Raw genomic sequence first — 17,373 nt, forward strand, 5'->3', positions numbered from 1 at the left:
ATAGCCTGTGCTACTGCCGTGCATTAATCGAGTCATGGGAGTACCGGTTTGCCGTTGGTTCGCCTATAGTGATCGGCCACGCACACCAGTTGTTGACGATTGTGAATCCGGTTCGAGGCATTATCCTCAAAGTATTGTCAGTCTTTGTATTCGTGACAATGTTCGCTTGTGTCAAGGCGGTTGCCGATGAGGTACCGGCAGGTGAGGCGATGTTCTTTCGCTCATTTTTTGCCATTCCCGTACTGCTGGCATGGCTGGTTTATCGTGGCGAGTTCCCGCACAAGCTGGTAGCTGTCGATCCGATGGGGCATGTCTGGCGGGGAATGATGGGAAGTTTTGCGATGGGCCTGGGGTTTCTGGCTGTGGGTTTATTGCCTTTGCCAGAAGCCGTTGCTATCGGCTACACCGCACCTTTCATGGTCACTATTCTGGCCGCCATGTTCCTTGGCGAGCGAATTCGTCTGGTGCGCTTCGCCTCGTTGTTGCTGGGACTGTTCGGCGTTTTTCTGGTGGTTTTTCCCACGTTCTCCAATACTGAATTGACAGCGGCGACAAGACTTCAGACCATTGGTGTTTTCGCAGCGTTGATGGCGGCAATGTTTTCAGCACTGGCGCAGGTATTTGCACGCAAGCTGGTGGCGACAGAAAGCACCGGGGCAATCGTTTTCTATTTTTCGTGCATGTCATCGCTACTGTCGTTGATGACGCTGCCGTTTGGTTGGGTGGTGCCCAGCTTGCCAGCCCTGGCTCTGCTTCTGACAGGCGGGCTTCTGGGCGGTATTGGTCAGATTCTGCTCACCGAGAGTTATCGTCATGCTGAAGTTGCCGTCATTGCCCCTTTCGAGTACAGCTCCATTCTGCTGGCTATGCTGATTGGCTATTTCGTATTCAGTGAAGTGCCGACGCCGCTGATGCTGCTCGGTGTTGCTCTGATCGTCACTGCTGGCGTCATTATCATTCTGCGTGAAAGGCGTCTGGGTATTGCACGCATTCCGAAGGCGAAAGGCGCAGTACCGAATCAGAGTTGAACACAGAGTGTCAGCCTCCTTCAATTGGGGGACGGCTTGAGTGCAGAGAGGGTCCGGATGACAGCGGTATGACAGAATTGGGATGAATTCGTGTATAAAACTGTTTGCGTGTGAGAGCTTAACGCGCTACGTTCAGGAGCGTATTATCGACCTTGTAGTGCGGAAAGACTATACGGCCGCTCATCTGAGCGAGATTCTCGTGAACTGAACTGGAAGAATGGACACATGCAAGTGAAATCCTTACTACCCATACTTACTGCATCTGTGGCACTGGCTTTGTCAGGTACCGCTAATGCAGAGACGCTGCGACTGCTGACCTGGGGATCCTACGCTCCGGATAACATCATTGAGATGTTTGAAGCCAAATATCCCGATATCGATGTTGAAGTTACGTATTCCAACAACGAAGAGATGATCGCCAAGCTGCGAGCCACCGGTGGGGCAGGGTTTGATCTGGCACAACCCAGTCATGATCGCATCTACGCTGCGCAGCAAGAGTTCGATATCTACAAACCGTTGGATCTGACACAGATCGATATGGACAACATGACGCCCAAGTTGCTGGATGGTGTCAAGGAAAACGCCACTATTGACGGTGAGGTCTATGCTGTTCCACATCAATGGGGCACAACGGGCCTGATAGTCAACAAAGCCGAAGCTCCGGATGTCAATAAATGGGGCGACCTGTGTGACCCGGCCTACAAGGGCAAGACGTCCATGCGTCTGAAACGGACCATTTTGCTGGCAACGGCCTATTCTCTGGGCGAAGATCCGTTTGCAGCCTATGCCGATCTGGACAAGTACCAGGGTATTCTTGACAAGGTCACAGACACGCTCATCAGCTGTAAGGAAAACATCAAGACCTACTGGCAAGGTGCAGATGATCTTTCAGCCATGATGCTGTCCGGTGAAGTGATTGCCTCCGAGTCATGGGACTCCACAGCCTACAAGCTGTTTGGCGAAAACCCCGACATCATGTTTGTGCCACCTGAGTCTGGTGCTCTGGCCTGGATCGATACGTTCGTATTGCCACGCAAGGGCAAGGCAGACGATGCGGCTTACAAGTGGATCAACTTCGTGCTGCAACCTGAAGTGGTTAAACTGATGTCAGCCAGCACCGGCGCCATCGCAGCCATAAATGGCGCAGCAGATTTACTGCCAGAAGACAAAAAAGCGGCTGTTAATGCAGCGTTCACAGAAGCTGACATCAACAACCTCAAGTTCTTTGCCAATATTCCAGCCGGTGTGGAAGATATGGAAGGCAAGGCTCTGGAAAAAATCAAAGCTGCCACTGGCGGTTGATTCTGACGTCTGACATTAAAAATACCAGCAGGGACTCATGACTGATCACGCGTACGATCTCGAATGTATCGATATTTCAAGAAAATTCGGGAGCGTACGCGCGGTCGATGATGTTTCCCTGAGTATTCCTCGTGGGAGTTTCTTTTCCATTCTGGGGCCGTCAGGTTGCGGCAAGACGACCCTGATGAGAATGATCGCAGGCTTTGAAAAGCCGGATCATGGCGATATTCGCATCAAGGGATCCTCGGTGCTCAATGCAGCTCCTAACAAGCGCAATGTGAAGATGGTCTTTCAGCATCTTGCCTTGTTCCCCATGATGAATGTCTATGACAACATCGCCTACGGCCTTCGTTGTTCAGGTACATCCAAAGCAGATATCCAAAAGAAGGTGCATGACGTTCTCGAGCGTGTCGCCTTACCTGATGTTGCCAAGCGTGACATCGGACAATTGTCAGGTGGTCAGAAGCAGCGAATTGCCATTGCGCGCTGTATGGTTCTGGATCCGGATGTACTGCTGCTTGATGAGCCTCTGGGGGCTCTGGATCTGAAGCTGCGGGAAGCCATGAAGATCGAGCTGAAGTTGTTGCAGCATCAGTTCAACACCACTTTTGTCTATATCACGCACGATCAGTCTGAAGCTCTCGTCATGTCCGATCAGGTTGCGGTCATGAACAACGGGCGGTTTGAGCAGGTGGGCACACCTCAGATGCTGTACCAGCAACCGGCCACTGCCTTTGTTGCAGGTTTTGTCGGTGATTCAAATATCTGGAAGGCTAAGGTAACAGCCGTGAGCGCCACGGGCGTTACCGTGTGTACTGGAGCAGGCACACAATTACAGGCCCGCCTGTCCGCAGAACAACCCTGCCGGGCAGGTGATAATGTTGTCATCTATGTACGGCCCGAGTTCATGCAGGTACAAGCACTCGGAGCTATCGAAGGCCAGGCAGTTAGCGAACTCAACACTTTGCAAGGTCACGTTGATAGCGTTCTGTTCAACGGTGCGAATAGCCGCTTGCTGGTGCGTACGCCAGAGCAGGCTCTGGTCGAGGCCGATGTGACCCTCACGGGAGGCAGCGACGATATCAGGCCCGGGGCTGCCATCGCGCTGCAATGGTCCAGCCAGCAGACACTGTGTTTTCCTGAATCCTCTGTAGCGGCGCGCTGAGTATCGTGACTTCAGATATTCGCAAGTTATCCCTGTTGCTGCTGTTTTTACCGTTCAGTCTCTGGATCCTGTTACTCATTATCCTGCCTCATATTGGCATGGTCTATCTGTCGCTACAGGAAAAGGTGGCGCCGCGAGTCTATGAGTTCGGCTTTGCCAATTACATCGACTTCTTCATGGAGCCCATTTACTGGAATACTCTGATAAGAACGGGTTTGATGTCACTACTGGTGACATTTCTGGCTCTGCTTATCGGTTTTCCGGTTGCATACTATATTGCCAAGCTCGCTGGCAATCGCACCAAAGGGACCTTGTTCATGTTGTGCCTCATTCCCTTGTGGGTGAGTGATCTTATTCGAGCTTTCGGCTGGATTCTACTGCTGCGCGAATCGGGTATTGTATCCAGTGCGCTGGTTGGGGCAGGGCTTATCGATACCCCTATCGAATTTCTGTACACCGATGCAACCGTTATCATGGGACTGGTTTATACCGTCATCCTGTTCATGATTGTGCCTCTGGTCTCCACCCTGGATGGCATGGATAACGCCATGATAGAAGCAGGGTACAACCTGGGTGGCAATGGATTCACTGTGCTGCGCCGAATCATCATCCCTTATGCCATGCCCGGTATCGTCTCGGGTTGTATCGTGGTGTTCATGATGACGGCGGGCAGCTACCTGACGCCTATTCTGATGGGAGGCAAGAATTCCAGCTGGTTCACCGAACAGATCTACGATCAGTTCATCAGCCGGTATAACTGGGAGTCGGGTGCTGCATTCGGTTTTCTATTACTCGCCTTTACCTCAATTGTTGTCTGGGTAGGACTGAAATTGTCAGGGCAAACTCTGACCAGTACGGTTGCGAAAAGCTGATGAAAGTGTTCAATAGCAGGCTCAGCTCATGTTGATTCGTGGCGTTGGAAACGGGACGGGATCAGTTTTCTTCAAGCTGTATGTTCTGGCATTTTTCATTTTTCTGGCAGCGCCCTTGCTGGCGGCCGGTATGTTTGCGTTTAATGATTCGCAGTTCCCTTCATTGCCATGGCGCGGGTTCACGCTGGACTGGTTTTTCAATGACAGCGAACCCATGCTGGGCATGTTTCATGACCGTCGGCTCTTGCGTGGTCTGAACGTCTCGTTCATTGTGGCCAGTGCGGTTGCACTGTTATCGGTATTCGTTGGCACCTGCAATGCGTTTCTCTTTGTACGGCATAACTTTCCTGCAAAGAATTTCTTCTACATACTGATGGTTTTGCCTCTGGTTATTCCCGGCGTCATTCTGGGTATTTCCATACTTGCATTAGCCAGTAATGTCGCCAATGGTATTGAGGATTCACTGAATATCGAGCTTGAATTTCTACGCCCTGGCTTGTTACTGGTTATCCTTGGGCAGTTCTCATTCATTACCACCATCACCTCGCTGGTGATTACGGCACGGCTAAAGAAGTTTGATATATCTCTGGAAGAGGCTGCCTTTAACCTGGGTGGTAGTCGCTGGCATGTGCTGCGTACCATCACTTTGCCGTTTCTGCGACCTGCGATGATTGCTGCGGGTATTGTGGCGTTTCTGGTGTCCTTTGAAAACTTCAATACCACACTGTTTCTGGTGGGCTCAGATGCGCCATTGACTATCACCATGTACGATCGCATGGTCAAGGTGGGTTCTACGCCTGTGCTCAACGCGGTCTCTGTTTTTCTGATGCTGGGTTCTGGTGTGCTGGCGCTTGTATCGCTACTGATTCAGCGAGATAAATCCAATTAGGCGGGCATCAGGTTCAGTCGGAAATCATCATGCTTTACAGGTGATACTGATTTTTATATGTTGACAGAGTAAAGATTTTTATGCAGTGTCCCTTGGACCGCTTGCGACCCAGCAAGCGCGTCACGAGGAGAATATCGATGTCTAGAAAGACCGTGTTCACGGCTACCGTCGTATTACTGGGACTCTCGGCTTCACCAGCCATAGCAGAAACCACCAGCAAGCTCAGAATCCAGAATCATCAATCGCAGGAGTCGACCTCAGGTCGACTGATTGCAGAATTCGTGGATCAGGTTCACCTGATGTCCGGAGGTGAAATTGAAATCGAAATGTTCTATTCCTCTGCAGTCGTCAAATCAGCAGAGACTTTCGATGCGGCAGCCACTGGCATACTTGATTGCGATATGACCAACGGCAGCTATCAGACGGGCAAAAATCCGGCCTATCAGTTTGTGGCCGACACCATGGGGGGCTATGACACTCCGATTCAGTTTCAAACCTGGGTGAACTTTGGTGGGGGGCGAGAGCAGATCAACGAACTTTACGGCGAGCAAGGGATGACATTCATCGGTGCTCATGTGGGTGGTCAGGAAGCGCTGAATGCAAGTAAACCCATTCGCGGCGTGGACGACCTCAAGAATTTCAAGTTCCGCTCCCCACCGGGAATGGAGTCGGAAATTTTTGCCTCATTGGGTGCAAAACCTGTCGTGATGGACTTTACTGAAGTTTTCACGGCTCTGGAAAGCGGAATTGTTGATGGCGCAGACGCGTCCGGGCTTGCCGTCAATTTAGGCATGGGGCTCTACGATATTGTAAAACACACCACTTATCCCGGTTTTCATTCGATGTCTTCAGATCATCTTGCCTGTCGGTCAGATATCTGGAATGCGATGCCGGAGAAGCATAGAGCCATCATTGAGGTTGCTCATAAATCCCTGGCAATGGACTTGATCATGCAGACTCTGGTTGACGAGGGGGAAGCCTTGGGAGAGCTGGAGGGTATGGGCGTGACAACCTATGACTGGTCGGCTGAAGAGCGCGGAAAATTTCGTGATGCCGCCCGATCAGCCTGGGCTGAATGGAGCAAGAAAACCCCTGAAGCCAAGGCAATGGTTGAAAGCCATGAAGCATTCATCCAGAGCCTGGGCCTTTAGCCTGGACTAGCTGGACATTTCGTCTTCCAGGTAGACCTGGATGATTTCGTCGAATGAGGATTCTGCTTCGAAGCCCAGTGAGATTGCTCGCTGGGCATCGAAGTTTTCGGGCCAGTTGGCGACGATAGCTCGGATGGTTTCATCCGGCTCGCGTTTGATCAGCTTGACAGCATCGGCACCGACTACACGCTCTAGCGCCTCGATTTGTTGAGCGACAGTGGCGCAGAGTCCAGGTAGGTTGATGTTGCAACGTGGCCCCAGCTCTTCGGCGTTGATGGAGGCGGCCTTGACGAGAAAACGAATGGCTGTCCGGGGACTGGCGAACCAATGGCGCACCGTATCCTCGACTGGTAGCACCGCGGTTTTACCATTGATGGGCTCTCGCAGGATATTGGAGAAGAAACCTGAGGCCGCCAGGTTGGGCTTGCCCGGGCGAATGCAGATGGTAGGCAGGCGCAAGCCGATGCCCTGAACGATGCCGCGCCGATTACAGTCAGCTAACAGCAGTTCGCAAATGGCTTTTTGTGTCCCGTAACTGGTCATCGGAGTCAGATGAAATTCATCATCGATGCTCTCTGGGAAAGGGGCACCATAGACAGCGATTGAGGAGGTAAATACAAACTTGGGTGTATAGCCGTTGTTATCGTGCCTGGCGCGAATGGCGTCCAGCAGATAGCGGGTACCATCAAGATTGATTCTATAGCCCTTGTCAAAATCTGCCTCTGCCTCACCAGAAACAATAGCGGCAAGATGATAGATAAGATCTGGCTCATCGGCAACCAGCGCTTCGGCGATGCCTGCTTGAGTCATATCAACGGCACGAGTCTGTATTTCAATAGCGGACGTTTGAGCGGCGTCAGATATTGAGGGCTCAACGATATCGGCCAGCAATAGCTGAGTAATCGATTGATCGTCGATTTTTCCAGCTGCAATCAGATGAGCGGTCAGTTTGGAGCCAACCATGCCGGCAGCGCCAATGATGAGAATTTTCATGAGCCTTTTACAAACAAGCTAAGTGGGCTGACAGGGTACTATGCGACTGGCTTGTCTGACGAGCAGAACTGAGTTTGCCGCTGGATCTATCTACCTTCCAGGTAGTGAATGACCTCATGCAGATCATTCAGAATCTTGTGGCCCAGTGCGATAGTCTCGGCATCCGGTTGTACGAGTGAGGGTATCTGGATGACTTGCATGCCGGCGGCCAGAGCAGCTGTTACCCCTATGGGAGAGTCCTCCAGTGCCAGACATCTGGCTGGGTCTACCTGCAGTCGTTGAGCGGCCTTGAGGTAGATGTCAGGTGCAGGCTTGCCATTGTCAACCTGATCACCACAGGTCACATGCGTGAAGCGGTGCAGTATGCCGGAGTTGCTTAGCTTGGAGTGTGCCAGCTCAGTACGAGTAGAGGTCGCTACAGACTTGGGAATACCGCTAGCTTCAAGATAGTCCAGCAGTTCCAGAACACCGTTCATCAGAGGTACAGCCGTCAGAGTTTGTTCCTCGTAGAGCGACATCCAGTCCTGCATGAATGCCTCAACAGATATCGCTGCAGGCAGGTGATTACTCAATATGATCAGCGTGGTGGCATCGTTGGTCCCCAGCAATTGCTGATAAAGGGAGAACTGATCGCCGAGCTGATGCTGATCGCAAATCATCTGGAAGGTACGTAAAGCGATTGTCTCACTGTCGATGAGCAGTCCATCCATGTCGAAGATTGCTGCAATAGGCTTCATGGTGTTGGTGGCTATCGGGTTGTTGGTGGTCTGATGTTCTCAATGGTAACGTGATGCCTGCAACATTAGAAGCCGGAGCAGCAGGTACTCATGATCGATCACGTTTCCTACCAGGTATCGACAAACGTCACGGAGGCCGTCAATACGCGCCGTTCTCTGCGAGCATTTTTGCCAGACTCAGTGCCGCAAGAAACAATCAAGACGTTGTTGGAAAAGGCTGCGCGGGCGCCCAGTGGTACAAACATGCAACCGTGGAAAACCTATGTTCTCACCGGCGCCAGGCAACAGCAATTATGTCGTGAGGTATGTGCGGCATTTGATGAACGATCAAAGGACAAATATACGGGGGAGGTGCCGTACTACCCGAAACGATGGTTTGAGCCTTACCAGTCGCGCAGGCGTCAGGTTGGTTGGGAATTGTATGGTTTGTTGGGACTCGGGAAAGGCGATAGAGCAGGTATGCATACTCAGCACAGACGCAACTTCCAGTTCTTCGATGCACCAGTGGGCATGATGTTTACCATTCACCGTGATCTGGCCACCGGTAGCTGGCTGGACTACGGTATGTATCTGCAGAACATCATGTTGTTGGCAAGAGAGCAGGGCCTGCATAGTTGTCCACAGGCAGCGTGGTCTGGGTATCACACTGTGATCAGAGACGTGTTGTCACTGGATGCTGACGAAATTGTGGTGTGCGGCATGGCCTTGGGTTATGCCGATCCTGACGCTGTTGAGAATACACTGGTAACCGAACGAGCATCCTTCGAGCAGACTGTCAGTTTTCTGGAGTAATTTGTTCATGATCAAGTTCAGCAAGGAAGAAATCGAGCGGTTGACTCGCAAGATTCAACTGTATTTCAATGATGAGCTAGATCAGGAAATCGGACAATTTCCAGCACAGTTTCTACTGGAATTCTTCAGCGAAGAGATTGGTCCTTATTATTATAATCGAGGCTTGATGGATGCTCAGGAAGTGCTGGAGTCCAGATTGAATGAAGCCCTCTATGAGTTGGAAAAACCTATCAAGGATTGATGCCAGGTTGATGGCTGGCTATATTGTTTTTGACAATCAAAGGCTGATTTTGCTATGTGGAGTACTGAGATTTTACGGGTGTTGAATCTCAAGTTTCACTATAATAATACAACTGTGTGATCAAGGTTGTTTTCTTTGATGCTGGTGATAATACACAGAAGCAGGAAGAGCTTGCTGAGACATTGATTAGATCGTACACGTCTTTATATTGGCTACTGCGTCTCATTCGAGGTCTCGAGTTTTAGTTCGGTACTTGTATTATTATGCTTGTCCTGAACTGTAAATGCCTCGTTAAATCAAGTTGTTATATGATCATTACCAATCGCTAATAAATAGAGGTTTGCGGTCTTTCAGAGCATGACGTTAATATATTGACGCCATATTCCTGCGGCTGCGTTCTGGTTTCTGCGTGCAGTCCTTAAACTCTCTTCCCAAGGACTGACTCAATGATCTCTGTCAATACGCTGATTTTTCGCGTAGTTGTATTGTGCTTTTTTTTCGTACCGTCGGCTTTCGCAAACACCTATCTTGAGTCAGATGGAATCCTGATGCTGGAGGCCGAATCTCAGGGGGCACCCGGTGATTGGGATATTGAGCGTTCAATTAGTGGCTACTCTGGCACTGGCTACCTGCGATGGAATGGGTCAGACTCATTTTCAGAGAGTACTGCGGGTCGAGGAACCGTCATCTACAAGTTTCGTATTCAGCGTGCGGGTAATTACCAATTGCGCTGGCGCTCGCGCATCACGCGTGGCAACAGTGGCAGCGAGCACAACGATAGCTGGGTGCGCTTCCCCTCCGGCAAGAATATCTCTGGTGAGCAATCACTGAGTGGTTGGAGCAAGGTGTACATGAACACACTGAACAAATGGGCATGGCAGTCTTCGACTGTCGATAACGTGGGTCGTTCTGTGCGGCAATATTTCTCAGCCGGTGATCACACTATTCAGATTTCCGGGCGCTCGAGTGGTCATGCGATCGATCGCATTGCCTTGTATCGCTATTCCGATGTCGACTTCTCAGACTCGAAATTCAATACGCTGCCTGGTTCAGCGACCGTTGATGACAGTACATCTGACGATCTGCCGACACCGACACCGACACCGACACCGACACCGACACCGACACCGACACCGACACCGACACCGACACCGACACCAACACCAACACCAACACCAACACCAACACCAACACCAACACCAGAGCCAACATCAGAAAATGTGGCAGTTCCATCTGTTTCAGTTGAGGGCGATGATATTACCTGGCCCGCCATTGATGCCACTGTGATCAATGTGCACCGCGGAACAGGTGAATGGCTTGAGTCATTGCCAACGTCGCAAACGCGCTGGCAGGCACCTGCCGCCGGCACCTATTATCTGGTGGCTACCGGAGATGGAAGTTGGGAGACATGGGGTCGCTCAGAGACGGTAACGGTTGCATCCACCGAGTTGGATAGTGATCAGTCGCTTCAGCTGTCCGTGCAGGTTTATTCAGATTCTGCATTGGAAGTGTTCTGGAACAGCCCTGAAACTCCGGATACATTTTTTGAAATACAACGCAACGACGAACGACTGACTTCCGGGACTCAGCGCAGCTTTTTCGATGATGGTTTGCAACCTGGAACTCGATACGACTATTCGATTCTGGTCGTCAATGTGGCGGGTGATGTCTTGCTGAGAGAGCAGATTAGTGCCACGACCCTGGGAGGTGGCATTGATGAAAGTGCGGGCGATTCCGGCCTCGCTCTATCAGGGGAGGTGTATTCCCAGAGCGCTGTTGAACTGTTCTGGAATGTCGCTGGATTGGATGCCTCTCGTTCGCACACCTACCAGGTTTATGCTGGTGGAGAGTTGGTTGGAGAGAGTGAAGGCAGAAGTTTGTTCATCGAGAACCTGACAGCAGGAACAGCGTACGAGTACTCGGTCGCTGCCGTGGATGAGCAAGGTAACAGAACCGTGTCAAATGCCATTATTCTGAATACATACGAGGTGGATACTCCCTGATTTATTTGTAAATAATAGTTGCCATACAGTTATGCATCCTAGTGTTGTCAAAGAGGAGCAAGTAACATGTTTCTTGTAATGCAGAGTTGCCAGATTCATGGACAGAAGGAGTTTTTATGACGAGCAGAATAAATCTCACGTACGGCCGGTTTTCGCTTTCATGGGACATCATGAACATACTGACCAGAGCTGTTTTATTGACGCTGGCGGTAGTTGCCCAAGTTCATGCGCAGTCGAACGATGTTGAGGCGCCTGTATTGACCCTGCAAGCTCCATCTGCAGATAATGCGACGCTACAGAATGAGTTCATATTCTCTGGAACTGTCACCGACACGGGTGGATCGGGTTTGCGTGAGGTCAGATACTTGCTCAAGGATCTGGACAGCTCAGAATTTGTCAGTCCTGGCGGCGTGGTGGAGTCACCGCGACTACTTCGTACAGCCGATCTGGCACTGAGTAATGCCGATAACGGCACCTGGTCGATACCTGTCATTTTACCGGAGGGGCGTTACCGGCTTTATGTCCGTGTGCGCGACCAGGCCGGTAATTCGGTAGTCTGGGCTGTGCGTACAACATTCAGCATCGAGGATGGAAGTGCGATTGTCGATGAAACAGCGCCTGTGTTGGCGCTAGTTCAACCGTCTTCCGCTATCGACACATTAACCGTCGGCGCGCAGAACTTTATCGGCACGGCAAATGACGGCGATGGTTCTGGAGTTGCCCGAGTGTTCTACATACTCAAGAATCTGGCTGATTCCAATTATATTGATGATGCAGGGAATGTCGACTCGCCAAGAGTGCTGCGTGATGCGACGCTCAGCCTTGCTGCTGATGGTAGTGCTGATTGGTCACTTAGCTTGAATCTTCCGGCTGGACGTTACCGCCTCTATGCCTCTGTTGCTGATCAGCAGAACAACACGAATTGGTGGGCTGTGCGTCGGGACTTTACGGTCGAGGAATCTACACCTCCACCAGGCGGCTCAGTGTTCATTCCCGCTGCAAGCGATATCGTTGATCCACTTGCGTTTTATCAGCAAGATGGTTACGACACGGTTGACGTGATACGAATGGACTTGGCAACCCGCACGAGCGCTGGAACCTGTACTTCGGAAGATGAAAGCGGCTGCACTCTGGATGATGTCCTGGCAGATGTGGATGGAGACGACGATTTTACTGTGGATATCCCGGTGAAGTTCATTGCTGATGATTTTCCTGATGATGGTCTTGAGAGCAATGCCGGTCTTCGACAGCGAGGTGCCTCCACCCGCAAGGCACCGCAAAAATCTTTTCGTGTCCGCCTCACGGGGGACACTTCATTGTGGCGTCACGAAGAACGAATTCAGCTGAATAAACACCCCTATGATCAGAGCCGCATACTCAATAAGTTGAGTTTTGATCTGATGGCACCGATTCCACATTTGCCCAGTTTGCGAACCCAGTTTGTCAATCTCTGGATTGATGATGGGGACGGACCGGTTGATCAGGGCTTGTTCACGCATGTTGAGGCAGCCAAAAAGGAATATCTGATTAATCGTGAACGAGACCGCGATGACAATATCTATAAGGCTGAATTCTTCCTGTTTTCGTCGTCGGATCTTGCCGAAATGGCTATCGATGCGAGTGGTGAACCGGTGGATGAGGCGCGCTTCAATAGTCGCCTGGAAATCGAACGAGGTGACGATCACAGTAAATTGATCGAAATGCTGGCAGCGCTGAACGATCCGAATCAGTCGTTCGAATCGGTGCTTGATCGGTATTTCAATCGGAACAATGTGTTGACGTGGCTGACTGTCAATATGTTGATGGGGCAGCAAGATGCGGTTTCGCATAACTACTTTTTGTACAACCCGCTAGGCACTGAAAAATTCTACTTTCTGCCTTGGGACTACGACGGTACCTTCCGGACTGAAGCGTCACTGTCTACCAGTTTTGATGCTGCTGCATCACGCAATCGTCTCAATTGGGGATATGCACGATTCTGGGAAAATAACTTTATCTCCCAATACCTGCAGTTGCCTGGTATGCACCAGGCCTTGATAGAGGCTGCTGAAGAGTTGCGCGCAAATTATCTGACGAGCGCTATCATCAGCTCATTGACCGATTCCTATACCCCGCTGGTCAGGCCGATTATTTCCAGCGAGCCGGATATCAGTCAGATTGGAGGTATCCGCAGCCCAGAAAACATGGGAGTCTGGGATGCCAGAATTGCATCGTTGCCAGGCACCGTTGCCAGTAATCTGCAACAGCTCAAACGTTCCCCCAATATGCCATTGCCACCGTATCTGAAAGCACCGATAACAAGTAGTGGTGATGTCACGTTCTGGTGGACACCTGCATTTGAGGTCACGGGAAAACCTGTCAGTTACGATTTGCAGGTGTCATCTTCACCGGAATTTTCAGTGGGAACGATTGTGTTGGAAGCCACGGGGATAGCTGATCGAGCAGAAAGGGTAGAGCTGACTATCGATCAAGCAGAACTGCCGGCGGGCAGTTGGTATTACCGGGTACTGGCGCGCACCTCAGATCCCGTGCTCTATCAGATCGCCAGTAATGCTCTGTCTGAAGGTGGGCAGTCCTACCTGGGAGTACGCCGTTTCACACTGCCTTGAAACTAGCTTAAAGATACTGCCGCCGCTACGAGAGCTCCTACAGAGATAATGTAGGACTGGTAGCGGCGAACCTTGCTTATCTGCGCGGTGGTCAGATATTCATCATGCGTCGTCGATATGATCCTGCTGGAAGGACTCAACCTGGTTGGCCACCTCGTCGATATCCCCTCTGAAGCGTGCCAGGTGCAGTATTGCATCACCCTCATGCACAAGCGGTAATTCTTGCAGACCGATAATCACGCCGGCATTTCTGGAGTGAATAGGGTGGCGAACACCGGTTGATGGCTCTGCAATATAACCGACAATATCGTCTTTTCCCACCTGAGCGCCCAGCTTGACGGTGGACCTGAACATGCCACTTTCCGGAGCACGCAACCAGCTGCTACTGCGAGCCACGAAAGGTTCATTGGTTTTGCGGGAACTGCCGCGATTGTCCGGCAGCATTCCCAGTGCTCGCATGACATTAAGTATTCCTTGCACACCGGCGCGGATTGCCATGTCGTTGTAGCGCAGAGCTTCTCCCGCTTCATATAATAAAATAGGCACGCCCAACTCACTGGCGGAACCGCGTAACGATCCGTCGCGGACCGATGCATTCAGCATAACCGGCACACCGAACTCTCTGGCAAGGCGTTCGGTTTCCGGATCATCCAGGTCCGCACGAATCTGAGGCAGATTAGTCCTGTGGCCAGAGCCGGTGTGCAAGTCGATGCCGTGTGTGGAGACCGAGACGATTTCCTGCATGAACACGTAGGCTATACGTCCCGCCAGAGAGCCGGTCTCGGAGCCCGGGAAAACACGGTTCAAATCACGACGATCGGGCAGGTAGCGACTGGCTTGAATAAGGCCGTAGGCATTGACCACCGGTACAGCAATCAGGGTACCTTTGAGCCGAGAAACTGCTTTGGTTGCCAGAACCTGTCTGATGATCTCGATGCCGTTGAGTTCGTCCCCATGTATGGCGGAGCTGAGGAACAGTACAGGTCCACTCTGTTTGCCATGTACGACGTGTACCGTCATGCTCGTGTTGGTCTGAGCGCTTAGATTGGGCATGGGCACATTGATCATCTGCCGTGTGCCACTGGTTACTTCTGTTCCAGCGAGAGTGAATGGTTTACGCATGGTTTAACCTTCTTCCCGCATTGTTGATTCTGAACGATTCACAGCAGTTTCCACCTCGTGTTCGCACGCTTTGGCGACTAATACTAGTCGGCGGGTTGAATACAACCTTGAGTGGTTGGAGCGAATCGCGATTTTCATGGGCTAGGGTGAGCTTTAGGGAGACGATCTATAAGAAGCAAAGCTGAGGTAAATTGGCAGCGTTAAGCGGCGTATGCAACGCGCAACACCGGCGTGCGAATAATAGACTGCAATGGGTGAGAAAAGCCTGTATTTGCCAGACTTTGAGCGTGTTCAGCAGGGTTTTTCGATATAAATAACGCCAAACGACCTGCTTTCGAGCAATTTGTCGAAAAAAGATGTGTTTGCATACTTCCCTTTCTTCTTGAAACGTTATGTTGATGACTTGCCCGAGGGCTCGGGCAAGCGAAGAAGATCCCTTAATGGCTGGTCTTGGCTTGAGGATTAAAGTCCGGCAGTTTCCATTGCAGTTTTCAAATTTTCCAGAAAATCATCAAATGTACGAGAGTAAGCAAGAGCCCAGTTTGCATTGCTGGCGACCTGACCGCGATTCAGACCATTTCCATCAACTGCCAGTACTGTGTTCTCTCCAATACCGGTGAATGTGAGTGTTGATTCAATGATGCCGCTAAAACTGACAGACCAGAACCCAGGTGAAAACCAGGCCCAGAACTGATTGATATCCACATCGAGTTGTAGTGGTGCGGAACTCTCTTCGGTGACAATATAGCCGTTGCTCTGCAAGCTGCTTGTCAATGCATCACGCATCTTCTGTTGCACGGTTTCTCCCTCGGGAAGCTTGACTGAACCTAATGCCTTGCCATAACCGCTACGTTGCCGACCAATATAGGTTGCCAGGCTTTCGGGAGTCTCGGCGCTCAGTGTGCCGTCGACAGAGGGGGTTGAGGGGCTGGCAGGTTTCTGTTCAAACTGGCGATTGTCTTCAATGTTGGCAATGTAAATGGTGCCTTTGCTCGACGATCGGTTCTCAAGAGTTGTTGATGAAGGCCCTATGTCAATACTTCTTGTACCAGTCACGCAGCCGCTTAGAAGTAAAAGAGCAATGGGTACCAAGAGTAGTCGCGTTTTCATTTTTATTAAATTTTCCATTTTAATGTCGTGATATCGCAGTGTATGACATGCATTAATCTCCCTGCAATGCCTTGATAGGTTCTTGTCAATCGGGATTGTCAGGCTCGCAAGAGTTACCACAAGGAGCAAGTTCGAACCGGTGGTTGTTACCGGGAACCGGGATGCCCAGATGCCAATGACGACGGTGGTCATTCAAATGGGGACAATATGGGGCGGCTGCTATGAGCGGGGCGGGGCTTAGGTAACAGCCCGGGAGTCACAAAAGTCAGCATCTGAAACAGAACGGTTCATGAGAACGGTGCTGTCAATATCGATATCTGGTTGAGCGCTACTCAGTGCAGCGTGTATTCACCGGACTACCTCTAAGGTAACCCGGTGAATGATTCGAAGGCATGCCTTTCAGGCAGGCTATCTCATGTATTACAGTTTTTTAGAGACGAGCTAGCAGTTCCTGCTTTTTAGTACCGAATTCTTCGTCGCTCAATACTCCGGCATCATGCAGCTGTGCCAGTTTTTCAAGCAAGGCTATGATCTCGTTGCTCTGCACACCGTTTTTTGATTGTGCAGTACTGGTACCAGTGCCTGAGAAGTCAGATGAGTTATTGGAAGCGCTGTTGTTCTGGCTTGTTTCGTTTTCCGTTTGGTTGTTCTGGAACGGAGCATTTGTTTCAACCGGAGCCTGCGTAGATGCAAAATTGGCGTTTGGTTGTGAGCTGGTGTTTGCACCAGAAACAATGGGCAGGCTGCTGACCGAAATGGTGCCGTACTGACTGCTGAAGGTTAACGAGTTGTCACCTCCTTGCTGCTGACTGACGCCACCGACCTGATGATCGAGTGTGTCGTATACGGTTACATTGCCATTAACGTCGACCGCTAAGCGGTTATTAAACACGGCATATCGAGAATTGTTCTGGCTGCCACTGCTGTTGGGCGAGCCCAGACCATCCGGCCACCATTGTCCGTTACTGCTACTACTCGATGTTTCGGGGAACACCTGTGTAGTGGCCAACAGGTTGCTCAATTCGTTGCAAAGGTTGTCAACAGTTGCCTTCAAACCGTTGTTGAACATGTCGCCGACCATGGTCATGCCGCCGCGCATCCATTGACCGGAGCCGCCTAGCTCGGGGCAGTTGAACTGTGCCATGCTTCCAGAACCGTTGTTGACCGCAATCAGCATGTGTTCAACGGCACCAGTGCTGATGTTGTACCGACGGGCAATGTCGGTAACGGCATTACGCCCTTGGGAACTCAAGTTTTGCACAGCTGGCCTCACAGATCGGTATGGATAGGGTACTTCTTGCGCGAGTCTATCACTGTAGTGTAAGGGCTCCGCTATTCACAGAACTTAATACACCTCAG

At 51.0% G+C, this 17,373-nt stretch carries 15 protein-coding genes; 10 read left to right on the plus strand and 5 right to left on the minus strand.

The window, feature by feature from the left end; translation table 11 throughout:
* Positions 1 to 68 precede the first annotated feature (68 nt).
* From IMCC3135_RS05395 to IMCC3135_RS05420, 6 genes are all read left to right on the plus strand, one after another.
* A complete protein-coding gene (locus tag IMCC3135_RS05395) occupies positions 69 to 1,028 on the plus strand; it encodes a DMT family transporter (RefSeq protein ID WP_205737920.1) in 960 nt (319 codons plus the stop codon).
* Between the two features lie 225 nt (positions 1,029 to 1,253).
* A complete protein-coding gene (locus IMCC3135_RS05400; RefSeq protein ID WP_088916672.1) occupies positions 1,254 to 2,330 on the plus strand; it encodes an extracellular solute-binding protein in 1,077 nt (358 codons plus the stop codon).
* Positions 2,331 to 2,367: 37 nt separating this feature from the next.
* Entirely contained in the window at positions 2,368 to 3,495 is a 1,128-nt protein-coding gene (locus IMCC3135_RS05405) for an ABC transporter ATP-binding protein (protein ID WP_088916673.1), read from the plus strand.
* A gap of 5 nt (positions 3,496 to 3,500) precedes the next feature.
* Complete coding sequence (locus IMCC3135_RS05410; protein WP_205737921.1) at positions 3,501 to 4,367, plus strand: ABC transporter permease; 867 nt, start codon at positions 3,501 to 3,503, stop codon at positions 4,365 to 4,367.
* A gap of 28 nt (positions 4,368 to 4,395) precedes the next feature.
* Positions 4,396 to 5,256 carry an ABC transporter permease gene (locus IMCC3135_RS05415; protein ID WP_088916674.1) on the plus strand — a complete coding sequence of 287 codons (861 nt, stop codon included), beginning with the start codon at positions 4,396 to 4,398 and terminating at the stop codon, positions 5,254 to 5,256.
* A 137-nt stretch (positions 5,257 to 5,393) separates the two neighbouring features.
* Positions 5,394 to 6,407 carry a TRAP transporter substrate-binding protein gene (locus tag IMCC3135_RS05420; RefSeq protein ID WP_088916675.1) on the plus strand — a complete coding sequence of 338 codons (1,014 nt, stop codon included), beginning with the start codon at positions 5,394 to 5,396 and terminating at the stop codon, positions 6,405 to 6,407.
* Between the two features lie 6 nt (positions 6,408 to 6,413).
* Here the strand turns inward: IMCC3135_RS05420 and denD are convergent, their stop codons facing one another.
* Both denD and IMCC3135_RS05430 read right to left on the minus strand, forming a co-directional pair.
* Positions 6,414 to 7,400, minus strand: a complete 987-nt coding sequence (gene denD / locus IMCC3135_RS05425) for a D-erythronate dehydrogenase (protein WP_088916676.1) — start codon at positions 7,398 to 7,400, stop codon at positions 6,414 to 6,416.
* A gap of 86 nt (positions 7,401 to 7,486) precedes the next feature.
* Complete coding sequence (locus IMCC3135_RS05430) at positions 7,487 to 8,137, minus strand: HAD family hydrolase (RefSeq protein ID WP_088916677.1); 651 nt, start codon at positions 8,135 to 8,137, stop codon at positions 7,487 to 7,489.
* Between the two features lie 90 nt (positions 8,138 to 8,227).
* Here IMCC3135_RS05430 and IMCC3135_RS05435 point away from each other — a divergent pair, with 90 nt between their 5' ends.
* From IMCC3135_RS05435 to IMCC3135_RS05450, 4 genes are all read left to right on the plus strand, one after another.
* Positions 8,228 to 8,929, plus strand: a complete 702-nt coding sequence (locus tag IMCC3135_RS05435; RefSeq protein ID WP_088916678.1) for a nitroreductase — start codon at positions 8,228 to 8,230, stop codon at positions 8,927 to 8,929.
* Positions 8,930 to 8,936: 7 nt separating this feature from the next.
* Complete coding sequence (locus tag IMCC3135_RS05440; protein WP_205737922.1) at positions 8,937 to 9,170, plus strand: DUF2164 domain-containing protein; 234 nt, start codon at positions 8,937 to 8,939, stop codon at positions 9,168 to 9,170.
* A 446-nt stretch (positions 9,171 to 9,616) separates the two neighbouring features.
* On the plus strand, positions 9,617 to 11,173 hold the full coding sequence (locus IMCC3135_RS34495) for a fibronectin type III domain-containing protein (protein ID WP_088916680.1): 1,557 nt from the start codon (positions 9,617 to 9,619) through the stop codon (positions 11,171 to 11,173).
* 170 nt (positions 11,174 to 11,343) lie between these two features.
* The gene (locus IMCC3135_RS05450; RefSeq protein WP_157735781.1) at positions 11,344 to 13,782 is read left to right on the plus strand and encodes a CotH kinase family protein; all 2,439 of its coding nucleotides are present in this window, start codon (positions 11,344 to 11,346) and stop codon (positions 13,780 to 13,782) included.
* Between the two features lie 102 nt (positions 13,783 to 13,884).
* Here the strand turns inward: IMCC3135_RS05450 and IMCC3135_RS05455 are convergent, their stop codons facing one another.
* The 3 genes from IMCC3135_RS05455 to IMCC3135_RS05465 all read right to left on the minus strand — a co-directional run bounded on the left by IMCC3135_RS05455 (position 13,885) and on the right by IMCC3135_RS05465 (position 17,275).
* A complete protein-coding gene (locus tag IMCC3135_RS05455) occupies positions 13,885 to 14,904 on the minus strand; it encodes a succinylglutamate desuccinylase/aspartoacylase family protein (protein WP_088916682.1) in 1,020 nt (339 codons plus the stop codon).
* Between the two features lie 462 nt (positions 14,905 to 15,366).
* Positions 15,367 to 16,014, minus strand: a complete 648-nt coding sequence (locus IMCC3135_RS05460) for a YajG family lipoprotein (protein ID WP_088916683.1) — start codon at positions 16,012 to 16,014, stop codon at positions 15,367 to 15,369.
* A 430-nt stretch (positions 16,015 to 16,444) separates the two neighbouring features.
* Positions 16,445 to 17,275 (minus strand): SHOCT domain-containing protein, encoded by an 831-nt coding sequence (locus IMCC3135_RS05465; RefSeq protein ID WP_088916684.1) that lies wholly within the window; start codon positions 17,273 to 17,275, stop codon positions 16,445 to 16,447.
* Positions 17,276 to 17,373: the final 98 nt, after the last annotated feature.

It is taken from the genome of Granulosicoccus antarcticus IMCC3135, from assembly GCF_002215215.1.
Classification (GTDB): domain Bacteria; phylum Pseudomonadota; class Gammaproteobacteria; order Granulosicoccales; family Granulosicoccaceae; genus Granulosicoccus; species Granulosicoccus antarcticus.